Origin of the sequence: Alteribacter natronophilus (assembly GCF_006007885.1) — a bacterium.
Taxonomy (GTDB): Bacteria; Bacillota; Bacilli; order Bacillales; family Salisediminibacteriaceae; genus Alteribacter; species Alteribacter natronophilus.
The window spans coordinates 559644-577018 of record NZ_VCRO01000002.1; the positions used below are offsets into that span (position 1 = coordinate 559644).

General features: G+C 47.5%; 14 protein-coding genes and 1 other RNA gene. 13 read left to right on the forward strand and 2 right to left on the reverse strand.

Annotation, left to right across the window (positions count from 1 at the left end; translation table 11 throughout):
• Positions 1-37: 37 nt before the first annotated feature.
• The 5 genes from rnr (at position 38) to FGB90_RS09590 (ending at position 4899) form a co-directional block, all read left to right on the forward strand.
• The gene (gene rnr / locus FGB90_RS09570; RefSeq protein WP_138810590.1) at positions 38-2377 is read left to right on the forward strand and encodes a ribonuclease R; all 2340 of its coding nucleotides are present in this window, start codon (positions 38-40) and stop codon (positions 2375-2377) included.
• A gap of 166 nt (positions 2378-2543) precedes the next feature.
• Positions 2544-2879, forward strand: coding sequence for a four-helix bundle copper-binding protein (locus FGB90_RS09575; protein ID WP_438502688.1), 336 nt, complete (start codon positions 2544-2546; stop codon positions 2877-2879).
• Between the two features lie 161 nt (positions 2880-3040).
• Positions 3041-3505 carry an SsrA-binding protein SmpB gene (smpB, locus tag FGB90_RS09580; protein WP_138810591.1) on the forward strand — a complete coding sequence of 155 codons (465 nt, stop codon included), beginning with the start codon at positions 3041-3043 and terminating at the stop codon, positions 3503-3505.
• Between the two features lie 170 nt (positions 3506-3675).
• Positions 3676-4039, forward strand: a transfer-messenger RNA (tmRNA) gene (gene ssrA, locus FGB90_RS09585).
• 110 nt (positions 4040-4149) lie between these two features.
• Positions 4150-4899, forward strand: coding sequence for a glucose 1-dehydrogenase (locus tag FGB90_RS09590; protein ID WP_138810592.1), 750 nt, complete (start codon positions 4150-4152; stop codon positions 4897-4899).
• Positions 4900-4948: 49 nt separating this feature from the next.
• Here the strand turns inward: FGB90_RS09590 and FGB90_RS09595 are convergent, their stop codons facing one another.
• Positions 4949-5617 carry a C40 family peptidase gene (locus FGB90_RS09595; protein WP_138810593.1) on the reverse strand — a complete coding sequence of 223 codons (669 nt, stop codon included), beginning with the start codon at positions 5615-5617 and terminating at the stop codon, positions 4949-4951.
• 371 nt (positions 5618-5988) lie between these two features.
• Between FGB90_RS09595 and FGB90_RS09600 the strand changes: the two genes are divergently transcribed.
• The 5 genes from FGB90_RS09600 to FGB90_RS09620 all read left to right on the forward strand — a co-directional run bounded on the left by FGB90_RS09600 (position 5989) and on the right by FGB90_RS09620 (position 13991).
• Positions 5989-7002: an STAS domain-containing protein gene (locus FGB90_RS09600; RefSeq protein ID WP_138810594.1), complete on the forward strand. Its 1014-nt coding sequence runs from the start codon at positions 5989-5991 to the stop codon at positions 7000-7002.
• A gap of 97 nt (positions 7003-7099) precedes the next feature.
• Positions 7100-7261, forward strand: coding sequence for a Fur-regulated basic protein FbpA (locus FGB90_RS09605; protein ID WP_138810595.1), 162 nt, complete (start codon positions 7100-7102; stop codon positions 7259-7261).
• Positions 7262-7590: 329 nt separating this feature from the next.
• Positions 7591-8892 (forward strand): preprotein translocase subunit SecY, encoded by a 1302-nt coding sequence (gene secY, locus FGB90_RS09610; protein WP_138810596.1) that lies wholly within the window; start codon positions 7591-7593, stop codon positions 8890-8892.
• 623 nt (positions 8893-9515) lie between these two features.
• On the forward strand, positions 9516-13298 hold the full coding sequence (locus FGB90_RS09615) for a 5'-nucleotidase C-terminal domain-containing protein (protein WP_138810597.1): 3783 nt from the start codon (positions 9516-9518) through the stop codon (positions 13296-13298).
• A gap of 99 nt (positions 13299-13397) precedes the next feature.
• Complete coding sequence (locus FGB90_RS09620) at positions 13398-13991, forward strand: PH domain-containing protein (RefSeq protein WP_138810598.1); 594 nt, start codon at positions 13398-13400, stop codon at positions 13989-13991.
• Between the two features lie 68 nt (positions 13992-14059).
• Here the strand turns inward: FGB90_RS09620 and FGB90_RS09625 are convergent, their stop codons facing one another.
• Positions 14060-14602, reverse strand: coding sequence for a methyltransferase family protein (locus tag FGB90_RS09625; protein WP_138810599.1), 543 nt, complete (start codon positions 14600-14602; stop codon positions 14060-14062).
• 476 nt (positions 14603-15078) lie between these two features.
• On the opposite strand from FGB90_RS09625, the gene FGB90_RS09630 reads away from it, so the two are divergent.
• The 3 genes from FGB90_RS09630 (at position 15079) to FGB90_RS09640 (ending at position 17359) form a co-directional block, all read left to right on the forward strand.
• Entirely contained in the window at positions 15079-15261 is a 183-nt protein-coding gene (locus FGB90_RS09630) for a hypothetical protein (RefSeq protein ID WP_138810600.1), read from the forward strand.
• 45 nt (positions 15262-15306) lie between these two features.
• Positions 15307-15612 (forward strand): DUF4212 domain-containing protein, encoded by a 306-nt coding sequence (locus tag FGB90_RS09635; RefSeq protein ID WP_138810601.1) that lies wholly within the window; start codon positions 15307-15309, stop codon positions 15610-15612.
• 94 nt (positions 15613-15706) lie between these two features.
• A complete protein-coding gene (locus FGB90_RS09640) occupies positions 15707-17359 on the forward strand; it encodes a sodium:solute symporter family protein (protein WP_138810602.1) in 1653 nt (550 codons plus the stop codon).
• The last annotated feature ends 16 nt before the right edge of the window (positions 17360-17375 follow it).

The window sequence follows — 17375 nt, forward strand, 5'->3', positions numbered from 1 at the left end:
CGCAGCATGTGATTTTTCAGGGAAGGGAGCGGTTATCATGACAGACCTGAGCAAAGAATACGTGCTTGATTATATGAGAGATCAGGCAGACAAGCCACTTTCGGTAAAAGATCTGGAAGAGGCACTGGAAATCAGCGATTCCTCACAGTTTAAGGAGTTTGTTAAGCTTTTGAACGAACTGGAAGAGGAAGGACAGCTGGTGCGGACAAGGAGTAACCGGTACGGGCTTCCGGAACGGATGAATCTTGTACGCGGTTCGGTTATCATGCACGCAAAAGGATTTGCATTTGTACGCACCGGTGAAGGGCATGACGATGTTTATATTTCAGCTTCAGAGATGAACAGTGCCATGAACAGGGATACGGTCCTCGTCCGCCTTCATAACAAATCGGGCGGCTCAAAGCCGGAAGGGACGATTATCCGCATCATTGAGCGCGGTGTCACAGAAGTGGTCGGTACATATGTGGATGACAAGTACTACGGTTTTGTCGTAGCTGATGATAAGAGGATTCCGAACGATATCTTTATTCCGAAGAAAAAAGAGGGCGGAGCCGTGGACGGCCATAAAGTCGTCGTCCGTATTACGAAATACCCGGAAGGACGTATGAGCGCAGAAGGTGAAGTGGTGGATATTCTCGGCCACAAAAATGATCCCGGGGTGGATATTCTCTCCATTATTCACAAACACGGACTGCCTGGTGAGTTTGCCGAGGAAACCATCGACCATGCCAACAAAGTACCGGATGAAATCAGCGAAGAGGAGATTGCCGGGCGCCGCGATCTCAGGAATGAGACGATTGTTACGATTGACGGAGCCGACGCGAAAGACCTGGACGATGCCGTCCGGGTTGAAAAACTCGATAACGGGAACTACCTGCTCGGCGTTTATATCGCGGACGTTTCCCATTACGTGAAGGAAGGCTCGCCGATTGACCAGGAAGCCTATGAACGTGCGACAAGCTGCTACCTCGTTGACCGGGTGATCCCGATGATTCCGCATCGTCTTTCCAATGGAATCTGTTCACTTAATCCCCAGGTCGACCGTCTTACGCTTGCCTGTGAAATGGAGATTGATCCATCAGGGGAAGTGGTGAATCATGAGATTTTCGAAAGTGTAATCAAAACGACCGAACGGATGACGTATACAGACGTCCGGAAAATCCTTCAGAACGAGGATGAAGAGGTCATCCAGCGCTATGAACCGCTCGTTCCATTCTTTAAACGGATGGAAGAGCTCGCTGCGATTCTCCGTAAAAAGCGGTTTGACCGGGGCGCCATCGACTTTGATTTCAAGGAAGCAAAAGTACTGGTGGACGAGGAAGGGAAGCCGACTGATGTGGTGCTTCGGGATCGCTCGGTAGCCGAGAAACTGATTGAGGAGTTTATGCTTGCGGCAAATGAAACAGTCGCTGAGCATTTCCACTGGCTTAAGCTTCCGTTCGTGTACCGGATTCACGAAGATCCTGACGAGGAAAAACTCAACCATTTCCTCGAATTTATCACCAACTTCGGATATGTCGTTAAGGGAAGCGCCAACAGCGTTCATCCCCGTGCCATGCAGGATATTCTGGACGCTGCAAAAGGGGAGCCCGAGGAGGCTGTCATCAGTACAGTGATGCTCAGGTCCATGCGTCAGGCAAAGTACGATCCCGACAATATCGGCCACTTTGGCCTGTCTGCGGATTTCTACACTCACTTTACATCACCGATCCGCCGTTATCCTGACCTGATTGTCCACAGGCTCATCCGCACGTACCTGATTGAAAAGAAGACTGACGAAAAAACGCGTGCACACTGGGAAGAAAAACTCCCTGCACTGACAGATCACTCCTCGCAGATGGAACGCCAGGCAGAGGATGCATCCCGTGAAACCGATGAGCTGAAAAAAGTGCAGTTCATGGAGGACAAAGTCGGGGAAGAGTATGAAGGGATAATCAGCGGTGTGACCGGTTTCGGGCTGTTCGTGGAACTTCCGAATACCGTCGAGGGGCTTGTACACGTGAGTTACCTGACCGATGATTACTACCACTACGACGAGAAGCAGTATGCCATGATCGGAGAGCGTACCGGAAAGGTCTTCCGGATCGGCGATCAGATCGATATCCGTGTCGTGAATGTGAATGTGGACGAGCGGATCATTGATTTCGAAATCGTAGGGATGAAAGAACGGAAAGCGAAGAAACAGGACCGTCCGAAAGTTATCCAGGGCGGAAAGCGTTCACCCCGTAAAAAGAAAGGCGGAGCCGGGGAAGACAAAGGACTGAAACTCGGCGGAAGCGGGGAGAAAAAGAAAGGCAGAAAAGGAAACGGCCCGAAAAAAGATAAACCTTTTTACGACCGGGCTCCAAAAGGGAAAAAAGGAAAGAAAAAACGCTGATTAATACCACTGACAATACCGGACGCAGGGAAGCCGAACGCTTCTCTGCGTCCTTTTTGAAAGAGGGCGTTCAAAAGCAGAGCAAAATTACTGTTTTTCAGAGGCGCAGGAGGGGAAAACGAAAGTAGAACTTTCTTATAAAAGGTGAAAAAGGAGATGATAAGAGATGAACCACATGAATGGCCAGCTTGAAGAAGTATATGAAGCGCTGGAGGACTGCCTCCGTGCCTGCAATCAGTGCTACGAAGCCTGCCTGAATGATGAGGATCCGACACATATGCGTGACTGTATCCGCACAGACCGTGAGTGCGCGGATATGTGTGAACTGGCGATGAAAGCGGTTATTACAGACAGCCCGAGCATGAAGGACATTCTCAGGCTCTGTGCACAGATCTGCGAGCGATGTGGAAAAGAGTGCGCCAAACATGATCATGAACACTGCCAGGTCTGCGCCGAAGCCTGTCACAAGTGCAGCGAACTCTGCATGGCCTACGTTCAGTAATGCTCTTCTGCTGCAGGAGGACGCTTTTTGCGTGAGAGATTCTGTGTTTCTGCACCTGAAGGTAATACTCACCTTTTTGGTGCAGCCTCCTTTATTGAACAAAACACTGTGTTTTTGGTATGATAAAGGAATCGAAGTACGTGCGAAAGGATGCATAGCAAATGGCGGACGGAAAACTGGTTGCCCAGAATAAAAAAGCAAGGCATGATTATCATATAGAAGAAACGTATGAAGCAGGCATGGTGCTCACCGGGACGGAAATCAAGTCCATCAGAGCCGGCCGTATCAACCTGAAGGACTCATTTGCAAGGGTGAGCAACGGCGAAGCATGGGTGCACAACATGCATATCAGTCATTATGAGCAGGGAAACAGGTACAATCACGATCCTGTTCGGACAAGGAAGCTTCTCCTGCACAAGAAACAGATCAGCCAGCTGATCGGCCTTACCCGGGAAAAAGGCTATACACTTGTACCATTGAAGGTTTATCTGAAAAATGGATATGCAAAAATTCTCGTTGGTCTTGGAAAAGGTAAGAAGAAATACGATAAGCGTGAGGATCTGAAGAAAAAAGCAGCCAAACGTGACATCGAGCGTGCGTTTAAAGACCATCAGCTCGGCCGTTAATTCTACAGGGAAAGCACTGCCACCGGCGGAGAGCTTTTCCATTTGACCGAAGATTCGAGTGTGTTATAATAGGAATTGTCAGCGGGAGAAATGGTGGTTCTTCCCGAGGGCTGAGTAGATTTGAAAACAGAATAGCATCTGTTTCTGTTTCTCCAGATTCCCATTTATACGGGGACGTTCTGGATTCGACAGGGATAGGTCGAGCTTAAGTTGCGGGTCGAGCTGAGTGTCCTCGTAAAAACGCTCATCGCCTATAGTTGGCAAAGAAGAAAACAACTTCGCAGTAGCAGCGTAACACCTGTTTATTGCGGTTCCTCCCTTCATCGCCCATGTGAAGGATCAGGGACTCACTTATAGTGGGATACGCCTTGCGTCCACCGCCTGAGGACAAAAGGAAGAGATCAATCAGGATAGCCTCATGGAAGCCTGTCAGCTGGCTGAAGTGAAGGCGAAATACGAATAAACTGACTACACTCGTAGACGCTTAGGTATCGTTATCTCTGGACGTGGGTTCGATTCCCACCGTCTCCACCAATACATAATATATTTATCCCTCCGGTTAGCCGACCGGAGGGATTTTTGCATTTTGCAGTATGAAATGACGGGTATAGATAAGGAACTGAAAGAAAAGGATGGATGCAGGAATGACTTTTTCAAAACGCACAGTAGTAATTACCGGTGGTGCAAACGGCATTGGGGCAGCTCTGGCGGAGGGCTATGGAAAAGAAGGGGCAAATGTGGTCATTGCAGACATCGATGAACAGAACGGCCGGCAGACCGCTGCCGGTATTCTCAGGGAAAATGGCAGTGCGACATTCTTCAAAATCGACGTGAGCAGAGAAGATGAAGTAAAAGCTCTTGTAAAACACACAGAGGAAAAATACGGGGCGATTGAGATTCTGATCAACAATGCGGGTGTTTCAGAGTTCCATCCTGCATTTGATTTTTCAGCTGAGGACTGGGACCGGATCCTGGGAACAAACCTTAAAGGGGTTTTTCTCTGTACGAGGGAAGCTGCCCGCTCTATGGAGAAACAGGGAATACATGGTTCAATTGTCAACATTGCCTCCACAAGGGCACTGATGAGCGAACCTGATTCGGAGGCTTATGCTGCTTCCAAAGGTGGAATTCTCGGGCTGACACATTCCTTTGCTGCTTCCCTTGCGAAATACCGAATCAGGGTTAACGCTGTATCACCGGGCTGGATTCATACCGGTGATGAAAAAGAACTCAGGCATGTGGATCACAGTCAGCACCTTTCCGGGAGAGTCGGAAAACCCCGGGATATTTTAAAGGCGTGCTTCTATCTCACGGATCCGGAAAATGACTTTATAAATGGAGAGAACATAATCGTGGACGGAGGAATGACAAGAAAGATGATGTACGAGCATTAAAAAGCTGCAGGGAGATTTCCCTGCAGCTTATCTTCTATGTTTGATATTATTAGCGGCGTGCACCCAGGTAGGCATTGCTCCAGTAAGAGCTGTTCAGGCTGGATACAGTTACACCAGTTGAAGCACCCGCATGGATGAACTCGTTGTTGCCCATGTAGATTCCCACGTGGGATGGACCTGTACGTGTTTCAAAGAAGACAAGGTCTCCAACTCGTGGATTTGACACGTGGCTTGTCGCACTGTACATCTGGGACGTTGTACGTGGAAGCTGTTTACCGTGCTGAGCATAAACTGTCTGAACAAATCCGCTGCAGTCAAAGCCGGAACTGGTTGTTCCGCCCCACTGATATGGTGTTCCGAGGTAGCCTTCAGCTGTTCCGATCACACCGGACGCACTTCCTGTGCTGACACCTGCTACTGCTGGTGAAGATGATGAACCGTTTAGACCAAGAGAACCGAGGGTAGCTGGACCTGCTACTCCGTAGAAGTTCCCTGCAGGACTGGAAATACCGTTATCAAGCTGATAGGCTTGTACAGCTGACAGGGTTCTTGGACCGAAAATTCCCTGAGTTCCACCGTTATATCCCTCTTCTGCAAGAGCAACCTGAAGATCTCTTACATCCTGACCACGGTCTCCTGAACTTAGAGATGCCTCTGTAATTGATGGTACTGCCAAAAGTCCTCCCGCCAAAGCTACACTCATAATGACCTTTTTCATAATACTTTCCTCTCCCTTTTTTCTTTGTATTTGGTATTTTATCTCTCTTTTTCTATTTGTCTCTTTCACAGGTTTTATATTACTCCCTATCGGGTATAAAAGAAAAGGGGTTTTCTGCACTCGTTATAAAACTAAAAACTTCCTGTAATATTATCGAAACATCCACCAAGTTTATGTCGAATTTCGTTGATTCAGATCGACAAAAGTACATATATGATAGACAAATGTCTAATGAATGCATAAAGGATCGACCGGTGGCGGTCGATTCTTTTTTAAAAAAGAAGGTTAAAATAAGAATGTATGGAAGTTGTTAGGAAGTGGGGGAGACGGAGCGGGCTTATATTGATAGAGAACAGAGAAGGGGAGAGTTTATGACTTCAGAGACTAAAGTACTGGACGGGGCAAAGTTTGAGTGGAAACAGAAAGGAGGGACTTTTGCATTTGAGGGAGAGGATGCAATCCTGTTCTGGCTCAATTCCGCTTTTAAAACATTTCTTGATACGCTCGATGAGGTGTCAGGGGAGGATGCGGCAAGCGTTGTGCTGGAGACGACCGGGTATCGTATGGGGCTGATCGTCGGCGAACATTTCTTCAACACTGACCAGAAGCCGGAGGATGTACTGTCATTTCTGCCTGCTGTTTATTCAGCTGCGGGGTGGGGGAATTTTGAACTGGTAAGCCTTGACAGTGAGGAATCTATTGCCGTAATCCGGATGAGAAACAGCTGGGAGTACCGGGTGAATAAGCTGCAGAATAAAAAAAGGCGCGGAACATTTATTCCGGGACATTTTGCAGGCATGTTTTCAGGTTTTTTCAATACGAACATATGGTACGACGTTTTATCGAGTCAGGCGGAAGGGGAGGAGTACTGTGAATTTGTTTTTGCCCCTTCAGAGGTGACAGTGATCCAGAACATTCACGATTTATCCAGACAGCAGGAACAAAAAGAGATCGCAGAACTGGAGAAAAAGGTCATAAAGCGGACAGAAGAGCTCTCCAAAACTATTAAGGATATCAGTTCACCGATTATTCCTGTTCTGGACCAGGTTGTGGTCGTTCCACTTCTCGGCAGATACGATGAATTCCGTTCAAAAGAGCTGGTTGAAAAAACAACACAGAACATTTCCGGCTACAGAGCACGTTACCTTCTGCTGGATCTTACCGGGTTAAGCGAAGAAATCAGTGAATACGGTATATCAATGATCAGGCAGCTCATCTCCGTGACACATCTTCTGGGGATGGAAACGGTTCTCGTCGGGATTTCCCCGGAACTGAGCATGAAGATGACGAAACTGAGTCATGTGTTTGCAGATACAAAATGTTTTTCAACTCTTCAGCATGGCATTACCTATGCCCTTAAACAGGAAGGCCTGAGCATCTGCTGACTGCAGAGTTTAATTTTCCTTTTTGTTGGTTTTGATTCCTGCAATGGGGGTATAAGACACTTGGGGAAGCGAAAGATTCTTTAAAGGAGGAGCAGTAATGGCAACAGCAAAAAAAGAAACGGTCATCAGTGAGTGCCTGTCTCTTGGAATCTATAAGTCTGCGGACGGACGTCAGTTATATGAAGTCGCTATCGAAGAACTGATCGAGCTTCTTTCGGAATATGGCGTAACTAAATATCATTCATCGATCTCTTCATAAGAGAGAGGGAAAATAAAGATTCTGAAACGGGCACCTGGTAACCAGGTGTCTCTTTTTTTTGGGTAATACTCAGTCTTTCAGTATTTATTATGAATCCTGGCGTTTGCAGAAAAGATTCTGGTTAATTTTGTCGAATATAAAAAATAATCAAAAAATATCAGAATTTTGTGCTAGAATATAGAATATTACGTTTAAAGATTGAGAAAGCGGGTATCAGAGCCGATTTCAGCTGAAAAAAAAAGAGACAGCCTCGAAATCAGCCGGAGCTATTACCCGAAGTATTCAGCTTCTTTGCAGGAGAGGACATCAGAAGGGATTGAGGTGCACGTATGTTTGGATCAATGCGTAACATTTTTCGTGTGGGGGATCTTCGCAACAAGATTATTTTCACATTATTGATGCTCGTAGTCTTCAGGATTGGAGCGCATATTCCGGCTCCCGGGGTGAACGCGGAAGTTCTTAACTTTGACGGAATGGCCGCACTTGGGTTTCTGAATACGTTTGGCGGTGGAGCACTGGAAAACTTCTCAATTTTTGCCACCGGTATTATGCCTTACATTACAGCTTCCATTATCGTACAGCTTCTTCGTATGGACGTTGTTCCGAAATTTACCCAGTGGGGAAAAGAAGGGGAAGCAGGGCGGAAAAAACTTGCCCAGGTTACCCGTTACGGAACGATCGGAATTGCCTTCGTGCAGGCACTGGGCATGTCCATCGGATTTAACAATATTATGCCGGGTCTTGTAACGAGTCCCTCCGTAGCTACATACCTGATGATTGCCCTGACGCTGACAGCGGGAACAGCCTTCCTGATGTGGCTCGGTGAACACATTACACTGAAAGGTGTAGGAAACGGGATTTCAATTCTGATTTTTGCGGGGATCGCTGCTGCAATTCCGGGAGGCGTGAACCAGCTTTACGCTACCTACATTCAGGGTGCAGGGGAACAGCTTTTCCTGAATCTGGTGATTATCGGTCTTCTGGCCGCTGCTATTCTGGCGCTCGTAGTTGGAGTGATTTTCGTTGTACAGGCCCTGCGTAAAATACCGGTTCAGTACGCTAAAAAAATGGCTGCAGGGGGGCGTCCTATGGGTGGGCAATCCACTCACCTGCCGCTTAAGGTGAACGCAGCAGGGGTAATCCCGGTTATCTTCGCCATGTCGCTGTTTATTTTCCCGCCTACCATTGCCAACTTCTTTGGCCCTGACAGCGCTGCAGCTGCATGGATTGTACAGAACTTTGACCAGACGAAGCCTGTCGGGTTTATCGTTTTTGGTCTCCTGATTATCGGTTTTACGTATTTCTACACCTTTGTTCAGGTTAATCCTGAGCAGATGGCGGACAACCTGAAAAGGCAGGGGGGCTACATTCCGGGTATCCGTCCGGGAAGAGCCACTCAGGATTACATCACAAAAGTGCTTTACCGCCTTACATTTGTGGGGGCGCTTTTCCTGGCGACTGTGTCAGTAATTCCGGTCCTCTTCACTGTAGGGATGGGTCTTCCGTCTTCAATTCATATCGGTGGTACCGGTCTTCTCATCGTCGTGGCTGTGGCTCTCGATACAATGAAGCGGATTGAAAGCCAGCTCATCGACAGAAAGTATACCGGGTTTCTTAAGAAAACATCATAAGGAATACTTTGAAGCTTCCGGCCGTATTATGGCCGGGAGCTTTTTTGCTGTAATGTGATGGGAAACGGGGTTGAGGATGGATGGTGCACTCTTGTATGGTATTAAGACTCTTTAAAGAGGAAGGTGAAATGATATGAAAGGGGCTGAATCGTATTAAAACGCAGGATGAGGGTGGGGGAAATGATATGAAAAAGGCTGACTTGTATTAAATCGCGGAAGGATGATAAGCGACATAATATGAAAAAGGCTGAATCATATTAAATTGCAGGAAGAGGTTGGGCGACCTGATACAAAAATGGCTGAATCATATTAAATCCTGGAAGAATGGTGGCCACATGTCATGAAAAAAGCTCAGTGGTATACCTGGAAGTTTCCATGCAAACGAAAATCAAAAGATGTATATATATACCACATCTCCGGTTTCACAACATGATATTTCTTTTGTGTATAATTGACAAAAAAATATGAAAATGTCACTATTTGTGACTTTGTGATCATATAATTATGAATAAAAAGGCCCTCTTAGTTATAATCTTTCATACTAATTTTACATAATAGTAAAACATTCTCGAAAATTGTGTTATATTATTGATTTTGCAGGACAATTTTTTTGGGAGGGAAATATGAAAAAACAACCGGGTGTTAAACAGATGTTTGCAATGTTTTTGGTTTTTGCCCTTGTCTTCCAGACGTTGACAGGTGCAATTGGGGTTACAACCGCTCACGCGGAAGAAAGTGACGATCTTGAACTGAAGATTCTTCATACGAATGACATTCATTCAGGCATTGACCCACTGGGTAAAGCAGCAGCTTATATTAATGAAGAGAGAGAAGCAGCTGAAAGAAGTCTATACCTTGATGCCGGGGATATTTTCAGTGGAAACCCGGTAGTAGATTTAGAGTTTGGAAAACCGATTATCCAAGTACTTAATACAATGAACCTTGATGGAATGGTCATTGGAAACCATGAATTTGACTACGGTCAGGAGAACTTTGCTGCCCGTGAAGATGAATCAAACTTTCCGTGGATCAGTGCTAACACAGTAGTTGTTGATGACTCAATTGCCATTGAGCAGCCGGATCCTTATCTGGAATTTGATCTGGATGGTCTGACAGTAGGTGTTCTTGGCCTTACTGAAACACCTCCTTCAACAGCTCCGTCAGGTATTGTTGGACTCGACTTCATCGATCCGATCGAGACAGCTCTTGAGTACGAGCATAAAGCGGATGAAGTAGATGTGTTTATTGCCCTTACACACATTGGATACAGTGAAGACCGCAAGCTTGCCGAAGCCGTTGACTTTTTCGACCTGATTATTGGAGGTCACTCCCACACGAGACTGACTGCTCCTCAGGTTGTAAACGGTACATCAATAGTTCAGGCAGGCTCGAATGGTCTGGATGTTGGTAATGTGACAGTATCTTTAGATGGAGAAACCCGTGAAATTACGGAAATTGACGGTTTCCTACAGTCAACTTCGGCACTGACTGAAACATACGAGCCGACACAGGAATTAATTGACTACTGGAACGAAATAATGGGAGAAAGGCTGGACGTATTTATTGGTTACTCCAATACTGGCCTTTCCAGAGCGGGTCGGACTGTCCGGGATGCCCCGCTGGGCAACTTCTGGACAGACGCCATGGCCTTTAAAGCAGATGCGGATATCGCACTCACAAACAACGGAGGAATCCGTGCAGATATTTCCGCAGGTGAAATTACGAAACGTGATATCTATACAGTTGAACCATTCGCCAATGAAATTATGGTTATCGAAATGACCGGTGAAGCGATTCAGGATGTTATCGAGTTTTCATATGGACGCCGAAATTCAGTAGATTTACAGACTTCCGGTCTCCACTATGACATTCTCACATACGACTCAGGAAACTATTACGACTCAGAGCTTACTGTAAATGGTGAACCCATTGATATGGATGAAACCTATACTGTAGCTGCAGCTGATTACATCGGCACCGGCGGCGGAGGCTATAACTTTGAAGGAGAAGTTATTGGTGATGCCGGTTTTATGACAGAAGCGATGATTGAGTACGCAAATTACCTTACCGATCAAGATGAGTATATCGATTACTCTGCTAACGAAGGCCGGATCAGCATTGCAGTATCTCCGGATGCCCCTGTTGAGGGGAATGTAATTGGGGAAACAGAGAACGGATTAAGTTCTGTAAACAACGCAGCAGGTGACAGCGGACTTGGAAATCTCTATACAGATTCCGTTCGTACTAAAACAGATGCGGACGCTGCGATTCTGAATGCTTCCTCTATCGATGGCACAATCGCGCCTGGTGTGATTACAGACGCGATGATTGAAGGTCTTGATGGATTTGGAAACGAAATCGTCACTGTGGATACGACAGGGGAACGCATGAAAGAAGTTCTTCTTGGTCAGGCAAACTATCATAACGGTGTTGACGTTCAGGTTTCCGGCCTTAAGTATGAACTTGTGGAAGGAAATGAAACTTCAGGCCGTTTTGATACAGTGAACCTTTATTTTGCAGACGGGACTGAGATAAAGGACGACGATGTATTTACAGCAGGTTACAACGACTTCATGCATGGACAGGGTTTTTACAACCTTGGAAATGAAAATGTAAACGATGACTACGGCAAGGTCTGGGAGTCAATTGTGGAGTACGTGGAAAATCACGACGGCCCGATTGACTACGTGGAAGGCGAAAGAATTACAATTGACTACGCTGAAGGCGAAGAGCCCGGTCCGGGACCTGCTCCGGGAGATGCCCTTACGGTAGCAGAAGCCCGTGAAGCACAGGGACAGGATGCTGAAGTAGTAGGATATATTGTCGGGCATGTTATTTCTGGCACAAACGTTGACTTTGAGGCACCGTTTGGTAACGACTTTAACTTTGCCATTGCTGACGAGCCTGGTGAAACAGACCTTGACAAAATGCTTTATGTACAGGTTCCTGCTGGATTCCGGGGAGATTTTGGTCTGGAAACAAATCCAGGAAACATTGGGGAACGTGTACTTGTGGACGGAAGTCTGGAAGCGTACTTCCAGCAGCCGGGTCTTAGAAGTCCATCTTCCATGGAGTTTGTAGGAGAGGAAGAGCCTGTAGATCCTTCCGAACCTGTTTCCATTGCCGATGCACGCAGTGCGGCAAACGGTGAAACAGTAACGGTCGAAGGTACAGTAACGTCCGCACCTGGTGCATGGGGAGCGCAGGGCTTCTATCTGCAGGATGACACTGCTGGTATTTATGTTTACCAGTTTGATGAAGAAGCCGTTTCAAAAGGCGATACTGTTAAATTAACAGGTGAGCGCGGAGAATTTAACGGCGAGCTGCAGATTACTGATCTTGAATCCCTTGAAGTTACGGGAACTGCCGATGTACCTGCACCGCTTGAACTTACTCCTTCAGAAGTTGGAAGTGACAACGAAGCGCAGCTTGTCAAACTTTCTGAAGTAACGATTGAAAACCTTCAGGCTCAGGGTAATTTCGGCACGTTTGAATTCGACGCCGTTTATGGGGAAGAATCTGTGCTTGTTCGTGTGGATAATCGTTCAGGGCTTGATTACGACAGCTTCTCCTTTGAAGAGGGAGACGTAGTCGATGTGACTGGAGCATCGAGCCAGTTCCAAGGTACACCGCAGGTAAAACCACGCGGTGAAATGGATATTACTGCTTCCGAAGAGAAAGAAGAAGTCGTTCCTGAGGAAGTTTCCGTTGACGAAGCCCGGAACCTTGAAGAAGGTACGCTTGTCACTGTGAGCGGAATCAGTACGACAGACGCAGGTGCATGGGGAGGGAACGGCTTCTACATGCAGAATGATCAGGCAGGAATTTACGTCTACACGACGGATGCTGATGTCAACAAAGGTTACGAGGTGACTGTAACCGGAAAAATCGGCAGCTTTAACGGTGAACTGCAGATCACGGAGGTTTCATCTGTAGAGACCGGAGATGAGGTCGACGTGCCGGCAGCAGTTACACTGTCACCTGGTGAACTGGGGGAGGAAAATCAGGGGCAGCTTGTAAACCTTGAGTATGTAAAAATCGAAAACCTTGAAGAGGTGAACAATTTCGGTACGTTTGAGTTTGATGCCGTATCCGCGAGAGATGACTCTGAAGTAAGAGTACGTGTGGATAACCGTACAGGGCTCGAGTTCGATGGTTTCACTTACAGTGAAGGCGATATCGTTACTTTGACAGGAATGTCCTCTGTATTCAACGGTACATTCCAGCTTAAACCACGTGGTGAAGAGGACTTTACTGAAGGGTTTAATGAGCAGCAGGAGCACTTCTACAATGTAAAATCCAATGTAATCAGCAACTTTGAAAACATCGACAACGAAGAAGTCCGCGAGCGTCAGATTCAAAATGCACGCGACCGCTTCTGGAAGAAGATCGATGATGCAGCGTAAATGAAGAAAAAAACCGGTCCGTATGGGCCGGTTTTTTAGTGCCTGAAAATGGAAACTGGTGTATAATACAAAAGGAGTATATTTTGTGCAGGGAGGTGGATGCGTATCTCAGGTTCCGTGTATACAGCCCGGAAAACGAGGCTCACCGGAAAAGCGAAAAAGAGCGACTTCCGGATGTCTGTTTTTGAAAGGACCCTCCTGGTATTTTTAATAGGAGTTCTGCTGACGTTTCTTATCCACCCGGATCTTTCCTTTTTTGAGGCGCCGGTAATTACAGTCTGGATTTTATACCTTGCCTTTCTGACGACCTTCAACTGGAGTGCCGTCCTTGGCTGGAATCAGCGCAGGGACGGGATGATGACGTACGAGCTGACGGATACAGAAGTGATCGTTAGGTTCGGTAAAAAAGTCATCGGAAGACTTCCTTACTCAACAATCAGGAAAGTGAAGGAGCTGGACGATCCTTCAAAGCTGGAAGGGATGAAGGCGCCTCTGTACGGCAGGAAGTACTGGGTGGTCAAAGAGGTAACTCCCACCTGGAGCAGGGATTTCAATTCACTTGTTGTCTATTCCACTGCCATTGATGAAGGGGTGATGATTGAGAGGAAGCACGATACCGTCCTTATCAGCCCGGAAAATCCCGAAGCTTTTATTGATGGCCTTGCAGCAAGAAAAAAAGGAGAGTCAGCATAACGAAAAGCAGGAGCTGCCCACAGAGCGGCTCCTGCTTTGTTTTTGTCACGCAGAAAGAAGAGGGCGTTTCAGTAAATGAACGGAAACAGTCTGAAACGGTGGCGGCACCAGTACTCGTAAATTTCACCGTAGTGAAGGCGCATGTGGTTCTCTTCTTTTGCCATAACGTAATGAAGGGCGCTGCCGAGGAGGGTGAAAGTGACAGCGAGTGAAAGCCAGTGACCGCTCAGCAGAAGCGAAATTCCGGAAGAAATGAGAAACAGGCCGGCCTGACAGGGATGTCGGTGCAGCCGGAACGGGCCGTGGTAATAGAGCGGCTGTGTTCCCTCACGGTCTCCACGGAGGAGCCAGAGAGTCCAGTAACGGAGGAACACGCCGGAAAGCAGAAAGAAAAGTCCGCAGGAATGTGTGGCGCTCATCGGCTCCTCTGTTCTGGAGCCAAGGTAGAAAGCCGCTGCCACAGACAGAATAAAGGTGAACGCAATGAGGATTCTTGCAACCCTGTATTCCTGTAATACCTCCCCTCTTGAATTGGGACTTCCCTTAAAAACAATCCATTCCGCTCCCCACAGCAGCAGTCCGGTCAGGAAAAGTGCAGTTGTAATAGTCATAGTGATACTTTCTGCATTTCTAACCCGTTTTACTCATTTTTGTATGTGTGTTTCTAGGAAAAACGTTGTAATTGGAGACATTTGAGGGATATTTGTTGATTTTCCTGCACGCACTAACCATAATGTTATTTAACAGAATTTACTGAAATTTCTGTACTATAACAAGACTGGGCGCTTAGACCTTACTCCGGAAAAGGGGGCAATTTTAAAGCTCTTTTCGTAAAGATTGCTGCTATTGGGTTTTAGAAGCGAAAGGCCGCGACTCCAGCGACGAGCGATTACTCCGTGAGTTATCTCCGAGTTGCTTCGACGCAGCCTTCTTCGGAGCTTAACCGGCAGAGGAAGAAGCAGGAAACTTTCACCCGGCTGAGGTGTTGCCGCGGAAAACGTCGGTCTGTAGCGTAGAAAAACAGCAATCTTTCCGAAAACAGCCTAAAAGGCCGGAATTTTAAGCGCTTACAAGTGGAGGGACAGCTTTGTTTATACTTCTATTTCTGCTTGCAGTAACGGCATTCAGTATTTTCATGATGATCCGGAGAAAGCAGGGGCTCTGGCTTACCGTGCCTGTACTGGCCATGTTTGGTTATGTGATTGTTCAGATTATCATGGTGCCCGCCCCGTTCGGGGAAACAGTACGGTTTATTTTCAACCTTCAGTAGTCCTCCATGGAATACTGGACGACTTTTACAAAGGAGTGGCAGCCTGTGAAAAAGATCGACAAAAAAACCGCCGATGCCTATTACAGGGAGAAAAACAAATACATTGTTATCTTCCTGACTATCTGGTTTCTCGTTTCGTACGGCGTGGTTCTGTTTGCAGACCGGCTTCAGTTTGAGATGCCGCTGCTCGGGTTTCCATTTCACTACTGGATGGGCGCGCAGGGATCGGTTCTTACGTTCATCCTGCTCTTATTTATAAGTGCAAAAGTGAGTGACCGCATTGACAGAAAATACGGCATCGACGAAGGGGAAAACGAAAAAATCAGCTACGGAAAAACAGCAGACCACTAGACAAGTGATCTCAGAGAAGACGTACGGATGAAAAAGGGAAGCACCAGGATCCGGACAGCGTGCATTCGTATGGAGCGCAAAGGAGGATGGACGGTTGGGGAATGAACAGTTTCTTGTCTCACTGACGTTTATATTGCTCACTTTCGGTCTTTACATTGGAATTGCGATCTATAACAAGGCAAAACAGACTTCTGATTTTTATGTGGCGAGCCGGGGAGTGCCACCGGTCTTTAACGGGATGGCGATTGGTGCCGACTGGATGAGTGCCGCGTCGTTTATCGGGATGGCCGGTACAGTCATGCTGCTCGGGTATGACGGCCTTGCCTACATTATGGGATGGACAGGCGGATACCTGCTTCTCACATTCCTGCTGGCCCCGCAGCTGCGCAAATACGGCCGCTATACGGTACCGGAATTCATCGGGGACCGGTATGGGAGCCACACAGCCCGTGTTATTGCGGCGGTCTGTACAATTATTATCAGTTTTACATATTCCATCGGGCAGCTTTCAGGGTCAGGGGTCGTAATCGGACGCCTCCTTGAAGTGGATGCAGCGGTTGGAACACTGATCGGGGTAGTGCTTATTTCCTTCTATGCTGCTTTTGGGGGAATGAAGGGGATTACCTGGACGCAGGTGGCGCAGTATATCGTATTAATTATCGCCTACCTCGTTCCGGTCATTTTTATGAGCCTTCAGCTCACAAGCAACCCTATCCCCTGGATCAGTTACGGGGAAATTGTATCCCGTCTCGGGGAAATTGACGCCGATCTCGGACTGTCGCAGTATTTTGCACCGTTCGATGAAGCTTCGAGGTGGCAGTTTATGGCGCTTATGTTTACACTCATGGCGGGAACAGCCGGACTTCCCCACGTCATCGTCCGTTTTTACACGGTTTCAACGATGAAGGCAGCGAGATGGTCCGGGGCGTGGGCTCTTCTCTTTATCGGTCTTCTTTACCTGTCTGCACCGGCGTATGCCGCATTTTCACGCTTTGTGCTCATGACAAACGTTGTCGGACAGCCGATCAACGATCTTCCGGCATGGACGGAGACATGGATCAACACGGGGCTGCTTCAGATTGCCGATTCGAATGGTGACGGCGTACTTCAGTGGAACGAACTGATGATTAACGCGGACATCGTTGTAATGGCCACTCCTGAGATCGCCAATCTCGGAGTATTTGTAATCGGCCTGATGGCAGCGGGTGCCATGGCTGCAGCACTGTCTACCGCCGGCGGTCTCATGATTTCGATCTCGTCTTCTTTTGCACACGATATATATTACCGTGTACTTCGCCCTCATGCCTCAGACCGTAACCGGCTGGCAGTGGGACGGATCACGATTGTAGCTGCCACCGTTCTCGCCGGGGTCATCGCTCTTGATCCTCCGGGTGTGATTACGCAGATTGTCGCGTGGGCATTCGGCCTGGCAGCAGGAACATTCTTCCCGGCACTGCTCCTCGGTGTCTGGTGGAAGCGGGCGAACGGACCGGGCGTTATCGCCGGTATGCTCACAGGGCTGACTGTTACACTCGCTTATATCTTTGCCGCCCAGGCAGGATTCCAGATTGCCGGGATCAACGATACAGGGGCCGGCGTTTTTGGAGCCGCTTCAGCGATTATTGCCATTGTTGTTGTATCGCTTCTCACCAAGGCTCCTTCACAGAAAATTCAGGAGGAAGTGGTGGATCTCCGTTATCCGGAACAGATGACGTACAAGGATGGCGATGTGTGGATTAACAAGTAAGGAGAAATTGAAAAAG